Source organism: Spongiactinospora gelatinilytica (assembly GCF_003236385.1).
Taxonomy (GTDB): domain Bacteria; phylum Actinomycetota; class Actinomycetes; order Streptosporangiales; family Streptosporangiaceae; genus Spongiactinospora; species Spongiactinospora gelatinilytica.
Map to the genome: position 1 here is coordinate 1 of NZ_POUA01000168.1, position 15,155 is coordinate 15,155.

The following is a 15,155-nucleotide window of genomic DNA, read 5'->3' on the forward strand; positions in this document are numbered from 1 at the left end:
GATGCGGGGTGCCGTGTTGTCCGGCATGAGGGCGGTGGCCTCGGGCCAGGGGAAGAAGCCGAAGTCGTCGAGCTCGGACTCCTGGAGGGTGATCTGGGCGGGGTCGGTGACGGTGCCGCCGTCGAAGACGAAGTTGATCATGCTTTTCGGACGGTCCCCGCTGGGCAGTATCCAGTCGATGACCAGCAGGTCACGCACCCTCGGGTGGAGCCCGAGTTCTTCGCCCACCTCGCGTTCGGCGCACTGGTGCGGGAGTTCTCCGCCTTCGAGGGTGCCGCCCGGGATCGCCCAGTGTGGCCGGTAGTTCGGCTTGACCAGCAGTACGCGATCCTGCTCGTCGGTGAATAGCACGCACGCCGAGGCGTAGAAGACGGGCAGTGACGCGTACCACTGCGCGGGCTCCAGGTACGGCTGCTCGTTCATTCGATCACGCTACCCCGGGAGGCGGGCGGCGATCCCCGACACCAGGATGTCCACGGCGAAGTCGAACAAGGTGTCCGGGGAGTCGGGTTCGAGGGCGCCGGCCTGGGTCAGGTACGGCAGGTCCTCGGGGGAGTCTCGCAGCCAGGGGGGTGGGAGCCGGTCCAGGTCGCCGGGGGCGACGTGGGCGGGGGACGGTCGTGCAGGGAGTCCTGTAGTTCGACGAAGCCCGCGACCAGCCTGATCGTCTCCATGCAGGCCCGGTAGGCGTCCTGGAGGGGCAGGCCGATCAGGGCGTCCACGTTGCGCAGCAACGCCGCCGTCGGGTTCCTGGCGGAGTTCACCGGAGCCCGTCAGGCGGTGGTCATCGGCGGACTGGTCTGCGTGGCGGCCACGCTCGCCGTGGCCGCCGCGTTCCCCGCGCTGCGGCGGGCCACCCTGCGATGACGGCGTCGAGCTACGCCCGGGCGAGGCGGGCGCGCAGGCCCGCCTGCACCTCCGGCCACTCGGTGGCGATCACCGAGAACATGGCGGAGTCACGCAGCAGGCCCGCCTCGCCGGGGGCCCAGGACGGCGACCACTGGCGCAGTACGCCCTCGAACCGCGCGCCGAGGCGCTCGATCGCCCGGCGGGAGCGCTGGTTCCGCGCGTCGGTCTTGAGGTCCACGCGGGCGAGGTTCAGCGTCTCGAAGGCATAGGTGAGCAGGAGGAGCTTGGCCTCCACGTTGATGCCGGTGCCCTGGGCCGATCCGGAAAGCCAGGTCCAGCCGATCTCCAGCGCGCACAGGTCGGTACGCCCGGGCCAGTGGCGCGGCGTGCAGTACGAGGTGCAGCCCACCGCCATCCCGTCCGAGACGCGGACCTGGGCGAACGGCGTGAGCCCTTCCGCCCCACGGGCGGCGTGCGCGGCCAGGAAGTCGTCGATCCCGGCGGCCCGGGGGACCATCGTGAACGCATAGGAGGATCGGTCCTCTTCCGCGGCCTTCGCCAGGTCGGGGGCGTGGCCCGGGGACAACGGCTCAAGCCGGACGAGCGAGCCGCGCAGGACCGGGACGTCGAGGTACGGGCTCACGCGGCCGTGCTCCTTCCACAGGGCGGGTCGCCGGGGATCATACCGTGCCGCCCGGCGCCCGCCCCGAGGCACCTGTCAGTGCAGGACCTGGACACTGCCGACGTTACGGTCCCGGACCACCTTGCCGGGCTCCACCGGCCAGTAGACCCTGGACAGGCAGCGTTCGTCAGGGAACAGCAGGACCCGGCTGTCGGTCCGGTTGGACACCGTCGTGCCCTCGCCGGGGCCGCCGTGACAGCCCTTCGGCGGGTCGGTGTAGAGGATGGCGAAGTCCGCGTTGTGCAGCTCCAGCTTCCCGGTCGCCGCCGCGGCGGGGTTGGCGGCCAGCAGGAGGACTCCGGTCGCGACGAGCGCCCCTGTGGCGAACTTCAGCTTCATGTGACTTCCTCTCACGTGCGGTTGTGGTGCACGACGGCAGAACGTCCCATTGCCGAACAGAATCAGCGTCTCAGCATGAGACTAGGAGGAACCGATATAAGTTCTCTAACCGAAATTTGACCGGCAGACCAGATGTCAGTCGGATGCCAGTTATGACAGAGATGACCGTTATGACAGATCGGCCAGCCAGCCGAGCAGCAGCTCGTTGATCCGTTCCGGCCGCTCCTGCTGGACCCAGTGGCCGCAGCCGTCCAGGATGTGCGAGCCGGCCAGGCCGGGAAGAGTGACCGGGTACGCCTCGATGGCGTTCATCAGCCAGGTCGTGGAGGCGTCCAGCGCGCCCCCGGCGAACAGCGACGGCTGGGTGATGGGGGCTCCGTCGAACGCGGCGAGGTCCGCCCAGTCCCGGTCCATGTTGCGGTACCGGTCAAGCGCCCCGCGCAGTCCGGTCCGCTCGAACTCCGCCGCGTAGACGTCGAGATCGTCCTCGCCGAGCCAGGCGGGCCGCCGCCCGGCCGGGAAGCGGTCGCGCAGCCGCCCGCCCGGCGACACGAAGTGCGGGTCGGGGGCGTCCGCGGGCGGCATGGTGTCACCGGAAAGCGCGGCGTAGATGCCGGCCAGCCAGCCGCGCACGTCCGGCTCGATCTCGGCCTCGGCCCGCCCGCGCTCCTGGAAATAGTCGATGTAGAACCGATCCGGGCCCATCCGCGCGAAGATCTCGCTGGGCCTTGGGCCGCCGCGCGGTGCGTACGGCACGCTCAGCATTCCGACCGCGCGAAAGACGTCCGGCCTGACCAGGGCGGAGTTGGCGGCGATGGCCGAGCCCCAGTCGTGGCCGACGATCACCGCGGTCTCCTCGCCCAGCGCGCGCACCACGGCGACGTTGTCCTCGATCAGGTCGAGCATCCGGTACGCGGCCACGTCCTCCGGCTTGGCCGACCGCCCGTAGCCGCGCACGTCGATGGCGACCGCGCGGTACCCGGCCCCGGCCAGCGCGGGCAACTGGTGCCGCCACGAGTACCAGAACTCGGGGAACCCGTGCACCAGCAGCACCAGCGGCCCAGAGCCCATCTCCACCAGGTGGGTACGACCGGCGGGCGTCGGTAGGACGCGATGAGCGGCCCCCATGACCGTGGCGAGCTGTGACATCGATCCTCCATCGTGCGGGGCTGTCCGATACAGGAATCCTCCCCGCCACACGGCCTCACCCGCGAGCCGCCTTGCCGCATTCGCAAGGACCGATCCGGTGGAGTCGTCCGGCCCTGACCGTGGCCACCGGCCGCCACCTGCGGCCGGTCTCGCGGCGCGCGCCCTCGGCGTCGCCGTACGCGAACGCGCCCTCCTCCCACGCCAGCACCGCCACATCGGCCACCCCGCCGACCTGCAACCGCCCGGCCCCCTTGTCCAGGCCGAGCGCGGCGGCCGGACGGGACGTGGCCGCCCTGATCACCTCGGCCGGGGTCAGGCCCAGCGCCAGCCACTTGTTCATGACGGTCAGCAGCCCCGGCCGCAGCTCCGGGAAGGACCGGGCGCTCACGTCGCTGCTGATGGTGTCCGGCGGGAACCCCTGCGCGAGCAGCGCCTCGGCGACCCGGAAGCTGAAGTGCGTCATCCCGTGCCCGCAGTCGAACAGCACCCCGCGTTCCCTGGCCCGCCTGACCGCGGGCAGCAGTGCGCCGTGCTCGTCCAGCAGCCCGTGCGGGCGCGGCGTCTGGTAGTGGGTCACGATGTCGCCGGCCGACAGCAGCGGCAGGAACTCGGCGGGGCTCTCGACCGTCGCGCCGATGTGGACGTGCAACGGACGGTCCGTCTCGGCGGCGACCTTGGCCCCGAGCCGCAGCATCGGCAGGCACGGCCCGCCGGTGAACCGTTGCGACAGCCGTAGTTTGATCCCCACCGCGACCTCGGGGTGCTCGCGCAGCGCCGCCGACACGCCGTCCGGGTCCACCAGCCCGGGGCGCAGTTCGCCCGCTTCGCGGGTGAGGCCGGCGCGGGACAGGTTCAGGTGGCACAGCACCCGGGTACGCGAGCCCGCCACGACCCGGCGCAGGAAGCCGGGGAAGGCGTCGGTCCCGGCGCTGCCGCCGTCCACCACGGTCGTGACGCCGCCATTGGGGCAGATGCCGTCCGGCCACGCGCCCATCGCGGTCACGCCCGGGTAGACGTGCGCGTGCCCGTCCACCAGGCCGGGCACGACCAGCAGGCCGCCCGCGTCGAACACCGGCGCGCCCGCCTGGTCCAGCCCGGCGCCGATGTCGGCGATCCGCCCGTCGCGCACGCCCACGTCGTACCGGCCGTCCAGGCCCTCGGCCGGGTCCAGTACCGAGCCCCCGGCGATCACCAGATCGTACGTCACGCGGGCTCGAAGAACCGCCGCGCGGCCAGCCGCACCGCGCCGAACAGCAGCTTGTTCTGCGCCACGCCGAGCAGCATGAGGACCAGCAGCACGGCGAACTCGGCCGCCACGTTGATGCTCTCGCTGTAGGTCAAAAGCAACTGCCCCAGCCCGCTGGACGGCGAGATGAACTCCCCGACGATGGCCCCGATCAGCGCGAACGCCATGCTGATCTCCAGCCCGGACACGATGCCCGGCACCGCCGACGGCAGCGAGATCCGCATGAAGAGCTGCCCCCGCCGGGCGCCGAACGCCGTCGCCATCTCCAGCCGCATGGTGGCGACCGTGGACAGCGCGCTCAGCGTGGCGATCACCGCGGGGAAGAAGGCCAGCATCGCCGCGAAGCTGAACTTCATGGTCAGCCCGAACCCCAGCCACAGCGCGAACACCGGCGCCAGCGCGATCTTCGGCAGCGACTGGAACGCCACCACGTACGGATAGAACACGAATCGCATGAGCTTCGACTCGTTCATCCCGATTCCGAGCAGCACCCCGGCCCCGCCGCCCAGCGCGAAGCCGATCAGCGTCGCCTGCCAGGTCTGCCAGACGCTCAGCCCGATCTGCTCGATGAAGATCTCCGAGCGCATCACCTCGAAGATCTCGGTGGGCCGCGGGATGATGATCCCGCTGATCTGGAAGCGGGCCAGCACGAACTGCAACAGCAGGACCGCGCCCACCCCGACCGCCACCGGCGGCCCGAGCAGCCGCACCACGTTGCGCAGCGGCGAGACCCGCCGCCCGGAGGTCGTCACGTCACTCATGGGGCATCCGCTCCAGTACGGCCCGCCTGGCGATCCGGGTCACCAGCGCGAGCAGCAGCCCGACCACGACCAGGATCATCAGCACCGCGAACTCCTCGGCCAGCCGGTAGTCCCGCTGGTAGACCTCCAAGATCACACCGACTCCGGCGTTCGCGCTGATCAGCTCCCCGGTGATGGCGGCCAGGAACGACAGCACGATGGAGATCTCCAGCCCGGAGAAGATCGGCACGACCAGCCCGGGAAATATGATCTTGCGACGGATCTGCGCCTTGGTGGCGGCGAAGGCCGTGGCCATCTCGATCCGGACGGGGTCGGTCTGCGCGACCCCCGTCATCGTGCTCACCAGGATCGGGAACAGCGTGGCGGCGGCCACCAGCCCGATCTTGGACTCCACGCCCAGGCCGAACCAGATCACGAAGATCGGCGCGAGCGCGATCGGCGGCAGGGCCTGGAGCGCCAGCGCGTAGGGGTAGAAGCCGCGGCGCAGTACCGGCGACTCGCCCAGCAGCACCCCGAACACCACCCCGGCCACGAAGCCGATCGCCAGCCCCGCGAACGCCTCGATCAACGTCGTGCGCAGCGCGCGCAGGTAGACGTCCCACTCGCCGCCCGGGCCGAGCGCCGCCAGGACGGCGTCCAGCTTGGGCAGGGTGCTGCCGGGCCCGCCGGTCGGCAGCGTCTGCCAGCACAGCAGCAGGATCGCGGTGGTCACCAGCAGCACGCCCCACCGCAGCCAGACCCGGACGCTCACGCGCCCGCCTCCGCCCGGTCGGGCTTCGCCTGCTCGCCCGCGAAGAGGCGGTCGCGGACCTGGCCGCACACCTCGGCGAACTCCGGCCGCGAGAGCAGTTCCCTGGTCCGGGTGGGCGGGAACGGCGGCGTGATCACGTCCACGATCGTGCCCGGCCGCTCCGAGAGCAGGACCACGCGGGTGGACAGCAGCACGGCCTCCTCGATGCCGTGCGTGATCAGGATCGCGGTCTTGCCGGTCTCCCGCCAGATCCGGTTCAGGTCCACGTTCATCTGCTCCCTGGTCAGCGCGTCCAGCGCGCCGAACGGCTCGTCGAGCAGCAGCAACGTCGGATCGTCGGCCAGCGCCCGGCAGATCGCCACCCGCTGGCGCATCCCGCCGGACAGCTCCTTGGGCCGCCGCGTCTCGAACCCGGCGAGCCCGGCCCGTTCCAGCAGCCCGGCGACCCGCTCGCGGGCCTCGTCGGTGACCTTGCCGTGCAGCTCCACCGGGAGCAGGCAGTTGGAGACCACGTCCCGCCAGGGCAGCAGCGTCGCGTCCTGGAGCGCGATGCCGATCTCCCGGCGCGGGCCGGTGACCTCCTCGCCCCAGACCCGTACGCTGCCCTCGCTGGGCCGCAGCAGTCCGGCGATCATCTTCAGGATCGTGCTCTTGCCGCAGCCGCTGGGCCCGACGATGCTCACGAACTCCCCGGGTTCGACGGTTAGATCGACGTTCCTGACCGCCTCCATCGCCTGCACCGACCGTCCCCGCCCGGGGAAGACGTGCCGCAGGCCGGCCAGTTCGACCGCGTGCCGTGCCGTCGCCATGTCACTCCTCGAACTTGTAGTTCTTGGCGGTGTTCGTGAGGGCGGCGATGTCGAAGTCGTTGAAGGCCCGCACGTAGTCGTTGGTCACCAACTGGTCCGGCTCGAACGGCTTCTGGGTGAGCTTCGTGCTCACCGAGAAGTCGCTCCACGCCTTGACGCCCTCTTCGGGGAAGGAGCCCCAGTTCTTGTTCGCCGCGGGGTCGCCCGAGGTCAGGTACTCCGTGCGCACCTTGAGGATGCGCAGGTTGTCGGCCAGCTTCTTGTCCTCGGGCACGCCCGGGACGTTGGTCTTGGGGTAGGTCGCGTACATCATCTTGACCGCGGCCTCGGGGTTGGCGGTGGCGAACACGTTCGCCTTCGCCATCGCCCGGCCGAACCCCTCGATCACCTTGGGATTGGCCTTCATGAACGACTGCTTGGCGGAGAACCCGGTCGAGAACAGCCGGTCGGCGAGCGGCGAGCCGAGGTACCTCAGCTTGGCGCCGATGCCCTCCATGGCCGCGTACTGCGAGTCGAACAGCATCAGCGCGTCGACCCGGCGGCTGCGCAGCGCGTGGAAGGCGGCGGCCTCCAGGCCGACGGCCACGAAGGTGACGTCCTTGTCCGGGTCCAGGCCGCGCTCGCGCAGCAGCGCCTGTGCCAGCGGCACGGTGCCGCTGCCCAGGCTCTGCGCGCCGATGATCTTTCCTTTCAGCTCCGGCCAGTCCTTGACCGGGCTGTCGGCGGGCACGGCCAGACTGGCCACCTGCGCCCTGGCCCAGTTGAAGAACATCCGCTGGTCGGAGCCGTTGGTGACGGCGTCGGGGATGAGCGACTGCGGTACCGGCGCGGCGATGTCCACCTGCCCGGCGGACACCGACTGGATGGCCTGGGTCGAGCCGGGGGTGAAGACGGTCTCGACCTTGAGTCCCTCCTCTTTGAAGTAGCCCAGGTAGCGGGCCACGGACACGGCCGCGAAGCTGGAGTTCATCGCCTTGATGGCGAAGGCGACCCGCACGGTGCGCAGTCCCTGGCCCTCTTCGGCCGACTTGCCCGCGCCGTCGCCGTCGCCGCCGCCGCAGCCCGCCACCGCCAGGAGGACCGCGACCGCCACGGGCGCGATCCGGACACGCCGCCGCGCGGCGCCTTTCATGGCCGTCCCTTGCATCGCCGTCCCTCCAAAGAACTCATCGACATGTCAGGAGGCGTCGGGGACCAGCAGGATCCTGCCGGTCGCCTGGCCGTTCTCCAGGATCCGGTGCGCCTCGGGGGCCTGTGACATGGGCAGGGTGGCGGTCACGACCGGGGTCACCAGGCCGCGTTCCACCAGGGTCAGCACGTCTTCGAGCTGGCGTTTGGTGGTGCTGGCCGCCGATCTGATGGTGATGTCGCGGGCCCGCCAGCCGTTCAGGTTCGCCGTCACGGGGGGCGGGGTCTTCTGGACCTCGCCGACAAGTACCAGCCGCCCGTGCAGGGCGAGCGTGGCGACGGCGGACGGGAAGGACACCGCGCCCACGTTCTCCAGGACGACGTCACAGCCCCGGCCGTCGGTCACGGCCAGCACGTCCTTGGCGTAGTCCTGGCCGCGCGCGGTGAGCACGATCTCGTCGGCCCCGGCCGCCCGCACGGCCTCGACCTTGTCCTCCGACGTGGTCTGCGCGATCACCCGCGCGCCGGACACCTTGGCGAGCTGGATGGCGTGCAGCCCCACCCCGCCGCCCGCGCCGGTGACCAGGACGGTCTCGCCCAGTTCCAGGTGGGCCACGTCGCGCAGCGCGTTGAGCTGGGTGCCGATGGCGCACGAGGCGATGGCGATGTCGGGGGAGGTGATGCCCGGCGGCACCTTGACCAGGCTGCCGTCGGAGACGGCGACGAGTTCGGCGTAGCCGCCGTTCAGGCCGATGTCGCCGAGGAACACCTTGTGCGGGCAGCGTGTCTCGCGGCCCATCCGGCATTCGCGGCACTTGCCGCAGACCCGCTGGCGCTGGTTGCTCACCACCCGGTCGCCGACGGCGAAGCCGGTGACCTCCGCGCCGGTCTGGACGATCACGCCGACGACCTCGTGGCCCGGGATGATCGGGAAGCCCGCGCCCTCCTTGCGGTCGCCCCGCCGTACCAGGACCTCGTGCATGCACGCGCCGCACGCCTCGACCTGTACCAGGCACTCGTCCGGCGCGACCTCGGGCGGCGTGACGTCCGTCCACCGCATGACCTCGGGCGGTCCGGTCTCCAGGGCGACGACGGCCTTCATGCGCTCTCCGTTCCGGCTTCGGTGAAGCCCTCGTTCCAGCCCTCGTTCCACGAGGTGGCGACGAACCGGCCGCCGTCGGCCGGGAAGTTGCCGCTCCAGTCGCGCACGGCGAACAGCGACTCCCCGGCGCGGACGCGCGGCGTTAGCGTGGTGGCCTCGCGCTCGTCGCGCGCCTCGGCGGCACGGGCCACCCACGCGGCGTCCTCCAGCGGGACCACGGCGACCCCGTCGGCGTCGGCGACGATCAGGTCGCCCGGCCGTACGTAGGCCCCGGCGCAGACCACGGGCACGTTGCCCCAGCCCGCGCGGGTCTTGCCGGTGGCCGCAGGGCTCACCCCGAGCCCCCACAGCGGAAATCCGATCGCCTCGACGTCGGCGTGGTCGCGGGCGTGCCCCTCGATGACCGCCCCGGCCAGGCCCCGGGATCGGGCCGATTCGCTGACGTTGGCGCCCCACACGGCTCCGGGGGCGGGTCCGTGCTGGGTGGTGCAGACCAGGAAGTCGCCCGGTCCGGCGACCTCCAGCATCGCGTGCAGGGTGAGGTTGCTGCCGGTCAGGTCCAGGGCGGTGATCGCCCGGCCGACCGCGCGGGTGCCGGGGACCAGCGGGCGCACCCCGCGCAGCAGGTTGCGCTGACCCATCGCCTCGTGTACCGAGGCGACCGACAGCGACTCGAACGCCGCGCGCAGCTCGGCGGACGGTTCGGGGGCCCTGGTGAAGACCGTCCCGCGGGCCGGGAGCGAGGTCGTCATCGCGCCTCCCCAGGGAAGTCCAGCAGCGCGGCGGGGTTGTCCACCAGCATCAGGCGGCGGGCCTTCTCCTCCGGCGCGATCCGCTCGATCAGGTCCACCAGCAGCCCGTCGTCGGGCATCCGCGGCACGTTGGGGTGCGGGAAGTCGGTGCCCCACAGCACGCGCTCCGGCGCGTCGGCGGCCAGCAGCCGGGCCAGCCCGATCGCGTCCTCGTAGGGCGGGTCGGTACGGCTGATCCGCTCCGGGGCGCTCAGCTTCACCCACACCCCGCCCGAGCCGAGCAGGTGCCGCAGCGCGGTCACCTGCGGGCCGTCGAGCCCGGCGTGCAGATCGACGCGGGCCATGTGGTCGATCACGGCGGGCAGGCCGATGCCGCGGATCGTGTCGGCCAGCTCGATGACCGCGTCACCCGCGACGTGGAAGGCGACGTGCCAGCCGTACGGGCGGACCAGGTCGGCCACCGCGCGGATCGCCTCGGGCGCCGGGGCGGCCCCGAGGTGCGGCAGGAACTGAAGGCGCACCCCGCGCACGCCCGCCTCGTGCAGTTCGGCCACCTGGTAGGGCAGGGTGTCCGGGGTCAGCAGGGCCACGCCCCGGTAGCGTCCGCGGCCGGTGCGCAGCGCGTCGAGCAGCGCGGCGTGGTCGGTGCCGTGCGCGGCCGACTGCACGATCAGGGCACGTTCCAGGCCGAGGAGGTCGTGCCGGGCCCGCAGGTCGGCCTCGGACACGTCCGGCGGGTCGTAGGCGCGGTCCTCGGCGTAGGGGAAGCGGTCGCCCGGACCGAATATGTGGCAGTGCGCGTCGCAGCTCAGCGGCGGAAGCCGCAGGCCCGGCGGGGTGGGATCGGGGTCGGGTGGCGCGGCGACGGGCCGGCCGCGGGGCGTGTGGTGAGAAGTCATCACGCTTTATACCTCTGTTCGACTGGCGAACAGTTGTGCGCCAGTGGAATGGAGTTTGCATGATCCAACCTGGATGGTCAAGGCTTGAACTCCGCCCCGTCGCCCGGTGGCCCGGTTGCCACGGCGAACGGCCCCGTACGCGAAACGGGGTGCGCCCAAGGACTGGACGCACCCCGGAGAAACGGGCGTAACTAGGTCAACGGCGGTGGCGGCCCTGGCCGAAGTGGCGCGAGCGAGGGTCGAGGATGCTGTTCGAGCGGCCGTAGAGCAGGTAGACGATCAGCCCGAACGCCATCCAGGCCGCGAAGTACAGCCAGGTGACCACCTGGAGGTTCATCAGCAGCCAGACCGAGGCCAGTACGGCCAGCGCGGGCACCACCGGTGACCACGGCACCCGGAACCCGCGCGGCAGGTCCGGCATCGAGCGGCGCATCACGATCACCCCGGCCGCCACGAACGTGAAGGCGAACACCGTCCCCATGACCACCAGCGGTTCGAGGGTGAGGACCGGTACGGTCTCGCCCAGCACGATGGCGACCGCTCCGATGATCAGCGTCAGCCGTGAGGGCGAGCGGTAGCGCCGGTTGATCGTGGCCAGGCCGCGCGGCAGCAGCCCGTCCCTGGCCATGGAGAAGACGACCCGGGTGAGCCCGACGATGAGCACCAGGATCACCGACGTGAGGCCCAGTACCGCGCCGAGGTTGACGACGTGCGCCATCGTGCCCTCGCCGACGTGCCGGAAGGCGTTGGCGAGCGGCGCTCCCTGGTCGATCTGGTCGTAGGGGACCATGCCCACCATGACCACCGCGACGCTGATGAACAGCACGGTGGCCAGCACCAGCCCGCGGATGACGCCGATGGGGATGGTCCGGGCGGCGTCGGTGGTCTCCTCCGCCGCGGTGGCCACGATGTCCCAGCCGATGTAGGCGAAGGCGATGGCCGGCGCGGCCGCGAAGATGCCGAACCAGCCGAACGACCCCAGTTCGCCGAACGCCGTGCCGATGATCGTCGTGTGCAGCAGGTCGGCGCTCTGCGCGGCCGGGCCGGGCGGCACGGGGATCTTGCCGTCGATGTTGGCCTGGTCGAAGTGGAGCGCTCCCACCACGATGATCGCGCCGATGGCCAGCAGCTTGGCGCTGACGATGACGTAGAGCGCGCGCAAACCGATCCTGGCCCCCGCGGACACGATCAGGGTCAGCAGGCAGATGATCAGCAGCATCGGAAGGTCGAAGCCCTCCGGCTTGCCGACCATCCACGCGAGCCAGCCGGGGAACGTCACGCCCAGGTCGGTGAGGGTCTGGGCGAAGTAGATGGACCACGCCCGCGCCACGACCGAGATGGCGAGCTGCATCTCCAGGATCAGCGACCAGCCGATGATCCACGCCCACACCTCGCCGAAGATCACGTAGGTGTAGGTGTAGGCGCTGCCGGACACGGGGAGGGTGGACGAAAGCTCCGCGTAGCACAGGGCCGCGAGCAGCATGGCGATGCCGGCGATCAGGAAGGAGAGGATCACCCCAGGCCCGGCCACGGTGGCCGCCTGCCGTCCGGCGATGCTGAATATGCCCGCGCCGATCATCACGCCCAGGCCCAGGACCACCAGGTCCCTGCTCTTGTAGACGCGGGCCAGTTCGTGGCGCGCGGTGGTTCGTAGGCCCGATGCCTCATCCGCCGGGAGGCGACGGAAGATCGACGTGGAGCGGTCTAGGGGCCGGTCTAGGGACACGGTGGAACCATCCTCAACCAATTTCACGGGCACGGCCGGGCCCGCCACCGGATCGGTGGCATGCCGGCAGGCGACACGACCGGACGGCCGTCCCTCCCTCCCCGGCCCGCCGGGGCGGATCGGGGGACGTACCTCGACGTACAAAGGCGACTCGTCCGCACTCGACGGCCCGACCCGGCGCGGCGGCTATGACTGCTGCCTCGACAGGAAGTTTCGTGGAGTTTGGTTGAGTTTTGGCGGCCTTGCCCCATAGGCCGGATGCTCCACCATCTCCCGAACCGTTCGCCCGCTACAAGGGGATCGGCATCACGTCGTCGTCAATTCATGGACACTGGCCGATCACGCGCCCGTGACCAGCCACGCTGTGCCGTACGCCCGACTCCCGAGAGTGACGAGCCGGGCCAGCATCCACACGCCGAGCACGGCCCACAGCGCCGCGAGCCCGCCGCCCGCGACGACCACGAGCAGCACGGCGGGCAGGTACGCGAGCGTCGTCCACACGCTCGCCCAGGCCAGGTAGCGCCGGTCGCCCGCACCGATCAGCACGCCGTCCAGGACGAACACCACGCCGGCGATCGGCTGGAGCAGCGCGACCGGCCACAGCGCGGCCAGCAGGGCCGCCGCCACCGCCGGGTCCGCGTCGAAGAGCCCTGGCACGAACGGCCGTGCCGCGATCACCGCCACCGCGCAGGCCACGCCGCACCAGATCCCCCAGAAGACCATCCGCCGGGTGGCCGCCCTGGTCGCGGGCACGTCCCCGGCCCCGAGGGAGCGGCCCGTGATCGCCTGCCCGGCGATCGCGATGGCGTCCAGGACGAAGGCGAGCAGGGTCCAGACCTGGCTCGCGATGGCGTGCGCGGCGATCTGGGCGTCCCCCATCCGGGTGGCCGCCACGGTCGCGGCGATCAGCGCCACGCGCATGCTCGCGGTGCGGATGACCAGCGCGACGCCCGCCGTCCCCGCGGCCCTGATGCCCGCGAGGTCGGGCCGCAGCGACGCCCCGTGCCCGCGCGCCCCCCGTACCACGACGGCGACGTAAACGACCGCGCCGAGGATCTGCGCCAGCACCGTCCCCCACGCCGACCCGGCGATGCCGAACCCCAGCCCGAGCACGAACCACACGTTGAGCAGCGCGTTGAGCGTGAACGAGCCGATCGACACGACGAGCGGCGTGACGGTGTCGGCCAGGCCGCGCAGCACGCCGGTGCCCGCCAGCACGATCAGCATCGCCGGGGTGCCGAACAGGCTGATCCGCAGGTAGGTGACCGCGTCGGCGGCCAGCGCGGGGGAGGCCCCGAACAGGTCCACGATCACCGGCGCGAGCGGCCAGGCCACCGCGATCACCACGAGCCCGATCGCGGCGGCCAGCCACAGCCCGTCCACGCCCAGCTTGACGCCGCGCCGCAGATCACCCGCCCCGGCCTGCCTGGCGACCGCCGCCGTGGTGCCGTAGGCGAGGAACACGCACAGGTTCACCAGCGTTGTGAGCGCCGCCCCGGCCACGCCGAGCGCGCCGAGCGCGGTGGTGCCGAGCCGTCCCACGATGGCGTGGTCGGCGAGGAGGAACAGCGGTTCGGCGACCAGCGCGCCGAAGGCGGGCAGCGCGAGGCGGAAGATCTCCCGGTCGTGCCTTCCCCCGGGGCGTCTGGAGTCTCCAAAAGAACGGGCAGATGGGGGCGTAAGGGGCATGGCTCAATATTGTTCATTACGGTCGAATGATCTAGGGCAGCCCCCGCGTGTCGCGCCGACTTTCTTTCCTCCACAGGGGGTGGATGAAGTTTCCCCAGCTAGGAGGGCGTTTCCGCAACCTGTGGATGAGTTATCCCCAGGCTCGTCCACAGGGCGTCCCCACCTCTGGGGAAGAAGTACACACGTTAGCCACACGTTAACCACAGGGTTGTCCACAGGCCGCGTTGCCGTCTCCCCGGCGCAGCGGCGAAACTGTCTCACCGGTCGACTAAAACGGGGGTGGGCCGACAGCTCCAACTGAGGGGGTGCGTCGTGGAGGCCGAGTCGTCGCCGGCTTTCGGGGCCGGGTTCGAGCGCACCCCGCCGCACAACATCGAGGCCGAGCAGTCCGTGCTCGGCGGCATGCTGCTGTCCAAGGACGCCATCGCCGACGTGATCGAGGTGATCCGCGCCGACGACTTCTACCGCCCGGCCCACCAGATCGTCTTCGACGTCATCACCGACCTGTACGGCCGGGGCGATCCGGCCGACGCGGTGATGATCATGGACGAGCTGCAGAAGCGCGGCGAGCTGGGCCGCGTCGGCGGCGGCGCGTACATCCACACCCTCACCGCCGTGGTGCCCACGGCCGCCAACGCGGGCTACTACGCCAAGATCGTGCGCGAGCAGGCCATCCTGCGCCGGCTCATCGAGGCGGGCACGCGCATCGTCTCCTACGGCTACGGCGGCCAGAACGAAGAGGTCGACGACCTGGTCGACCGGGCCCAGGCGGAGATCTACCGGGTCACCGAGCGGCGCACCTCCGAAGACTATCTGCCGCTTTCCGACATCATGCCCGGCGCACTCGACGAGATCGAGGCGATCAGCAGCCGGGGCGGCCAGTTGATCGGCGTCCCGACCGGGTTCCAAGACCTCGACGCGCTGACCAACGGCCTGCACCCGGGGCAGATGATCGTGGTCGCCGCCCGCCCGGCCATCGGCAAGGCGCTCGCCCTGGACACCCCGCTGCCCACGCCCACCGGATGGACGACCATGGGCGAGGTGTCGCCCGGTGACCTCCTGATCGGCACGGACGGCCGCCCGGTCAGGGTCATCGCGGCGACCGAGGTCATGCGCGACCGGCCGTGCCACGAGGTCGAGTTCGACGACGGCACGGTCCTGGTGGCCGACGCCGAGCACCAGTGGCCCATCGAGTCCCCCCGCGGGACGACCGTCACGACCACGGCGGAGCTGGCGGCGGGCGCCACCATCGCGGCGGCCCGCCCCTTCCAGG

The 15,155-nt window shown here is 71.3% G+C and carries 17 protein-coding genes; 2 read left to right on the plus strand and 15 right to left on the minus strand.

Annotation, left to right across the window (positions count from 1 at the left end; all coding sequences use genetic code 11):
- Window positions 1-423: NUDIX domain-containing protein (locus C1I98_RS20945; protein ID WP_111169131.1), on the minus strand; the 423-nt coding region annotated here is incomplete at its 3' end.
- Window positions 424-530: 107 nt separating this feature from the next.
- The gene (locus C1I98_RS20950; RefSeq protein ID WP_146607549.1) at window positions 531-722 is read right to left on the minus strand and encodes a hypothetical protein; all 192 of its coding nucleotides are present in this window, start codon (window positions 720-722) and stop codon (window positions 531-533) included.
- 1 nt (window position 723) lies between these two features.
- Between C1I98_RS20950 and C1I98_RS41575 the strand changes: the two genes are divergently transcribed.
- Window positions 724-867, plus strand: coding sequence for a hypothetical protein (locus tag C1I98_RS41575; RefSeq protein ID WP_158558125.1), 144 nt, complete (start codon window positions 724-726; stop codon window positions 865-867).
- 10 nt (window positions 868-877) lie between these two features.
- On the opposite strand, the gene C1I98_RS20955 is transcribed toward C1I98_RS41575, so the two are convergent.
- From C1I98_RS20955 to C1I98_RS21015, 13 genes are all read right to left on the minus strand, one after another.
- On the minus strand, window positions 878-1,492 hold the full coding sequence (locus C1I98_RS20955; protein ID WP_111169133.1) for a GNAT family N-acetyltransferase: 615 nt from the start codon (window positions 1,490-1,492) through the stop codon (window positions 878-880).
- Window positions 1,493-1,567: 75 nt separating this feature from the next.
- Window positions 1,568-1,870: a hypothetical protein gene (locus tag C1I98_RS20960; RefSeq protein ID WP_111169134.1), complete on the minus strand. Its 303-nt coding sequence runs from the start codon at window positions 1,868-1,870 to the stop codon at window positions 1,568-1,570.
- A 168-nt stretch (window positions 1,871-2,038) separates the two neighbouring features.
- Window positions 2,039-3,019 (minus strand): alpha/beta fold hydrolase, encoded by a 981-nt coding sequence (locus C1I98_RS20965; protein ID WP_111169135.1) that lies wholly within the window; start codon window positions 3,017-3,019, stop codon window positions 2,039-2,041.
- 55 nt (window positions 3,020-3,074) lie between these two features.
- A complete protein-coding gene (locus C1I98_RS20970) occupies window positions 3,075-4,226 on the minus strand; it encodes an amidohydrolase family protein (protein ID WP_111169136.1) in 1,152 nt (383 codons plus the stop codon).
- Entirely contained in the window at window positions 4,223-5,026 is an 804-nt protein-coding gene (locus C1I98_RS20975) for an ABC transporter permease (protein ID WP_111169137.1), read from the minus strand. The genes C1I98_RS20970 and C1I98_RS20975 overlap by 4 nt, the downstream gene beginning before the upstream one ends.
- Window positions 5,019-5,777, minus strand: coding sequence for an ABC transporter permease (locus C1I98_RS20980; protein WP_158558126.1), 759 nt, complete (start codon window positions 5,775-5,777; stop codon window positions 5,019-5,021). Before C1I98_RS20980 ends, C1I98_RS20975 begins: the two co-directional genes overlap by 8 nt.
- The gene (locus C1I98_RS20985) at window positions 5,774-6,586 is read right to left on the minus strand and encodes an ABC transporter ATP-binding protein (RefSeq protein ID WP_111169139.1); all 813 of its coding nucleotides are present in this window, start codon (window positions 6,584-6,586) and stop codon (window positions 5,774-5,776) included. The genes C1I98_RS20980 and C1I98_RS20985 overlap by 4 nt, the downstream gene beginning before the upstream one ends.
- Before the next feature lies 1 nt (window position 6,587).
- Window positions 6,588-7,718: an ABC transporter substrate-binding protein gene (locus tag C1I98_RS20990; RefSeq protein ID WP_158558127.1), complete on the minus strand. Its 1,131-nt coding sequence runs from the start codon at window positions 7,716-7,718 to the stop codon at window positions 6,588-6,590.
- Window positions 7,719-7,763: 45 nt separating this feature from the next.
- Complete coding sequence (locus C1I98_RS20995; RefSeq protein ID WP_111169141.1) at window positions 7,764-8,816, minus strand: alcohol dehydrogenase catalytic domain-containing protein; 1,053 nt, start codon at window positions 8,814-8,816, stop codon at window positions 7,764-7,766.
- Complete coding sequence (locus C1I98_RS21000; protein ID WP_111169142.1) at window positions 8,813-9,568, minus strand: RraA family protein; 756 nt, start codon at window positions 9,566-9,568, stop codon at window positions 8,813-8,815. Before C1I98_RS21000 ends, C1I98_RS20995 begins: the two co-directional genes overlap by 4 nt.
- On the minus strand, window positions 9,565-10,467 hold the full coding sequence (locus C1I98_RS21005) for an amidohydrolase family protein (protein WP_111169143.1): 903 nt from the start codon (window positions 10,465-10,467) through the stop codon (window positions 9,565-9,567). Before C1I98_RS21005 ends, C1I98_RS21000 begins: the two co-directional genes overlap by 4 nt.
- A 196-nt stretch (window positions 10,468-10,663) precedes the next feature.
- On the minus strand, window positions 10,664-12,193 hold the full coding sequence (locus C1I98_RS21010) for an amino acid permease (RefSeq protein ID WP_111169144.1): 1,530 nt from the start codon (window positions 12,191-12,193) through the stop codon (window positions 10,664-10,666).
- Window positions 12,194-12,532: 339 nt separating this feature from the next.
- On the minus strand, window positions 12,533-13,882 hold the full coding sequence (locus tag C1I98_RS21015; protein ID WP_111169145.1) for an MATE family efflux transporter: 1,350 nt from the start codon (window positions 13,880-13,882) through the stop codon (window positions 12,533-12,535).
- 312 nt (window positions 13,883-14,194) lie between these two features.
- Here C1I98_RS21015 and C1I98_RS21020 point away from each other — a divergent pair.
- The coding region (locus C1I98_RS21020; RefSeq protein WP_497845211.1) for a DnaB-like helicase N-terminal domain-containing protein at window positions 14,195-15,155 on the plus strand (961 nt) is incomplete at its 3' end.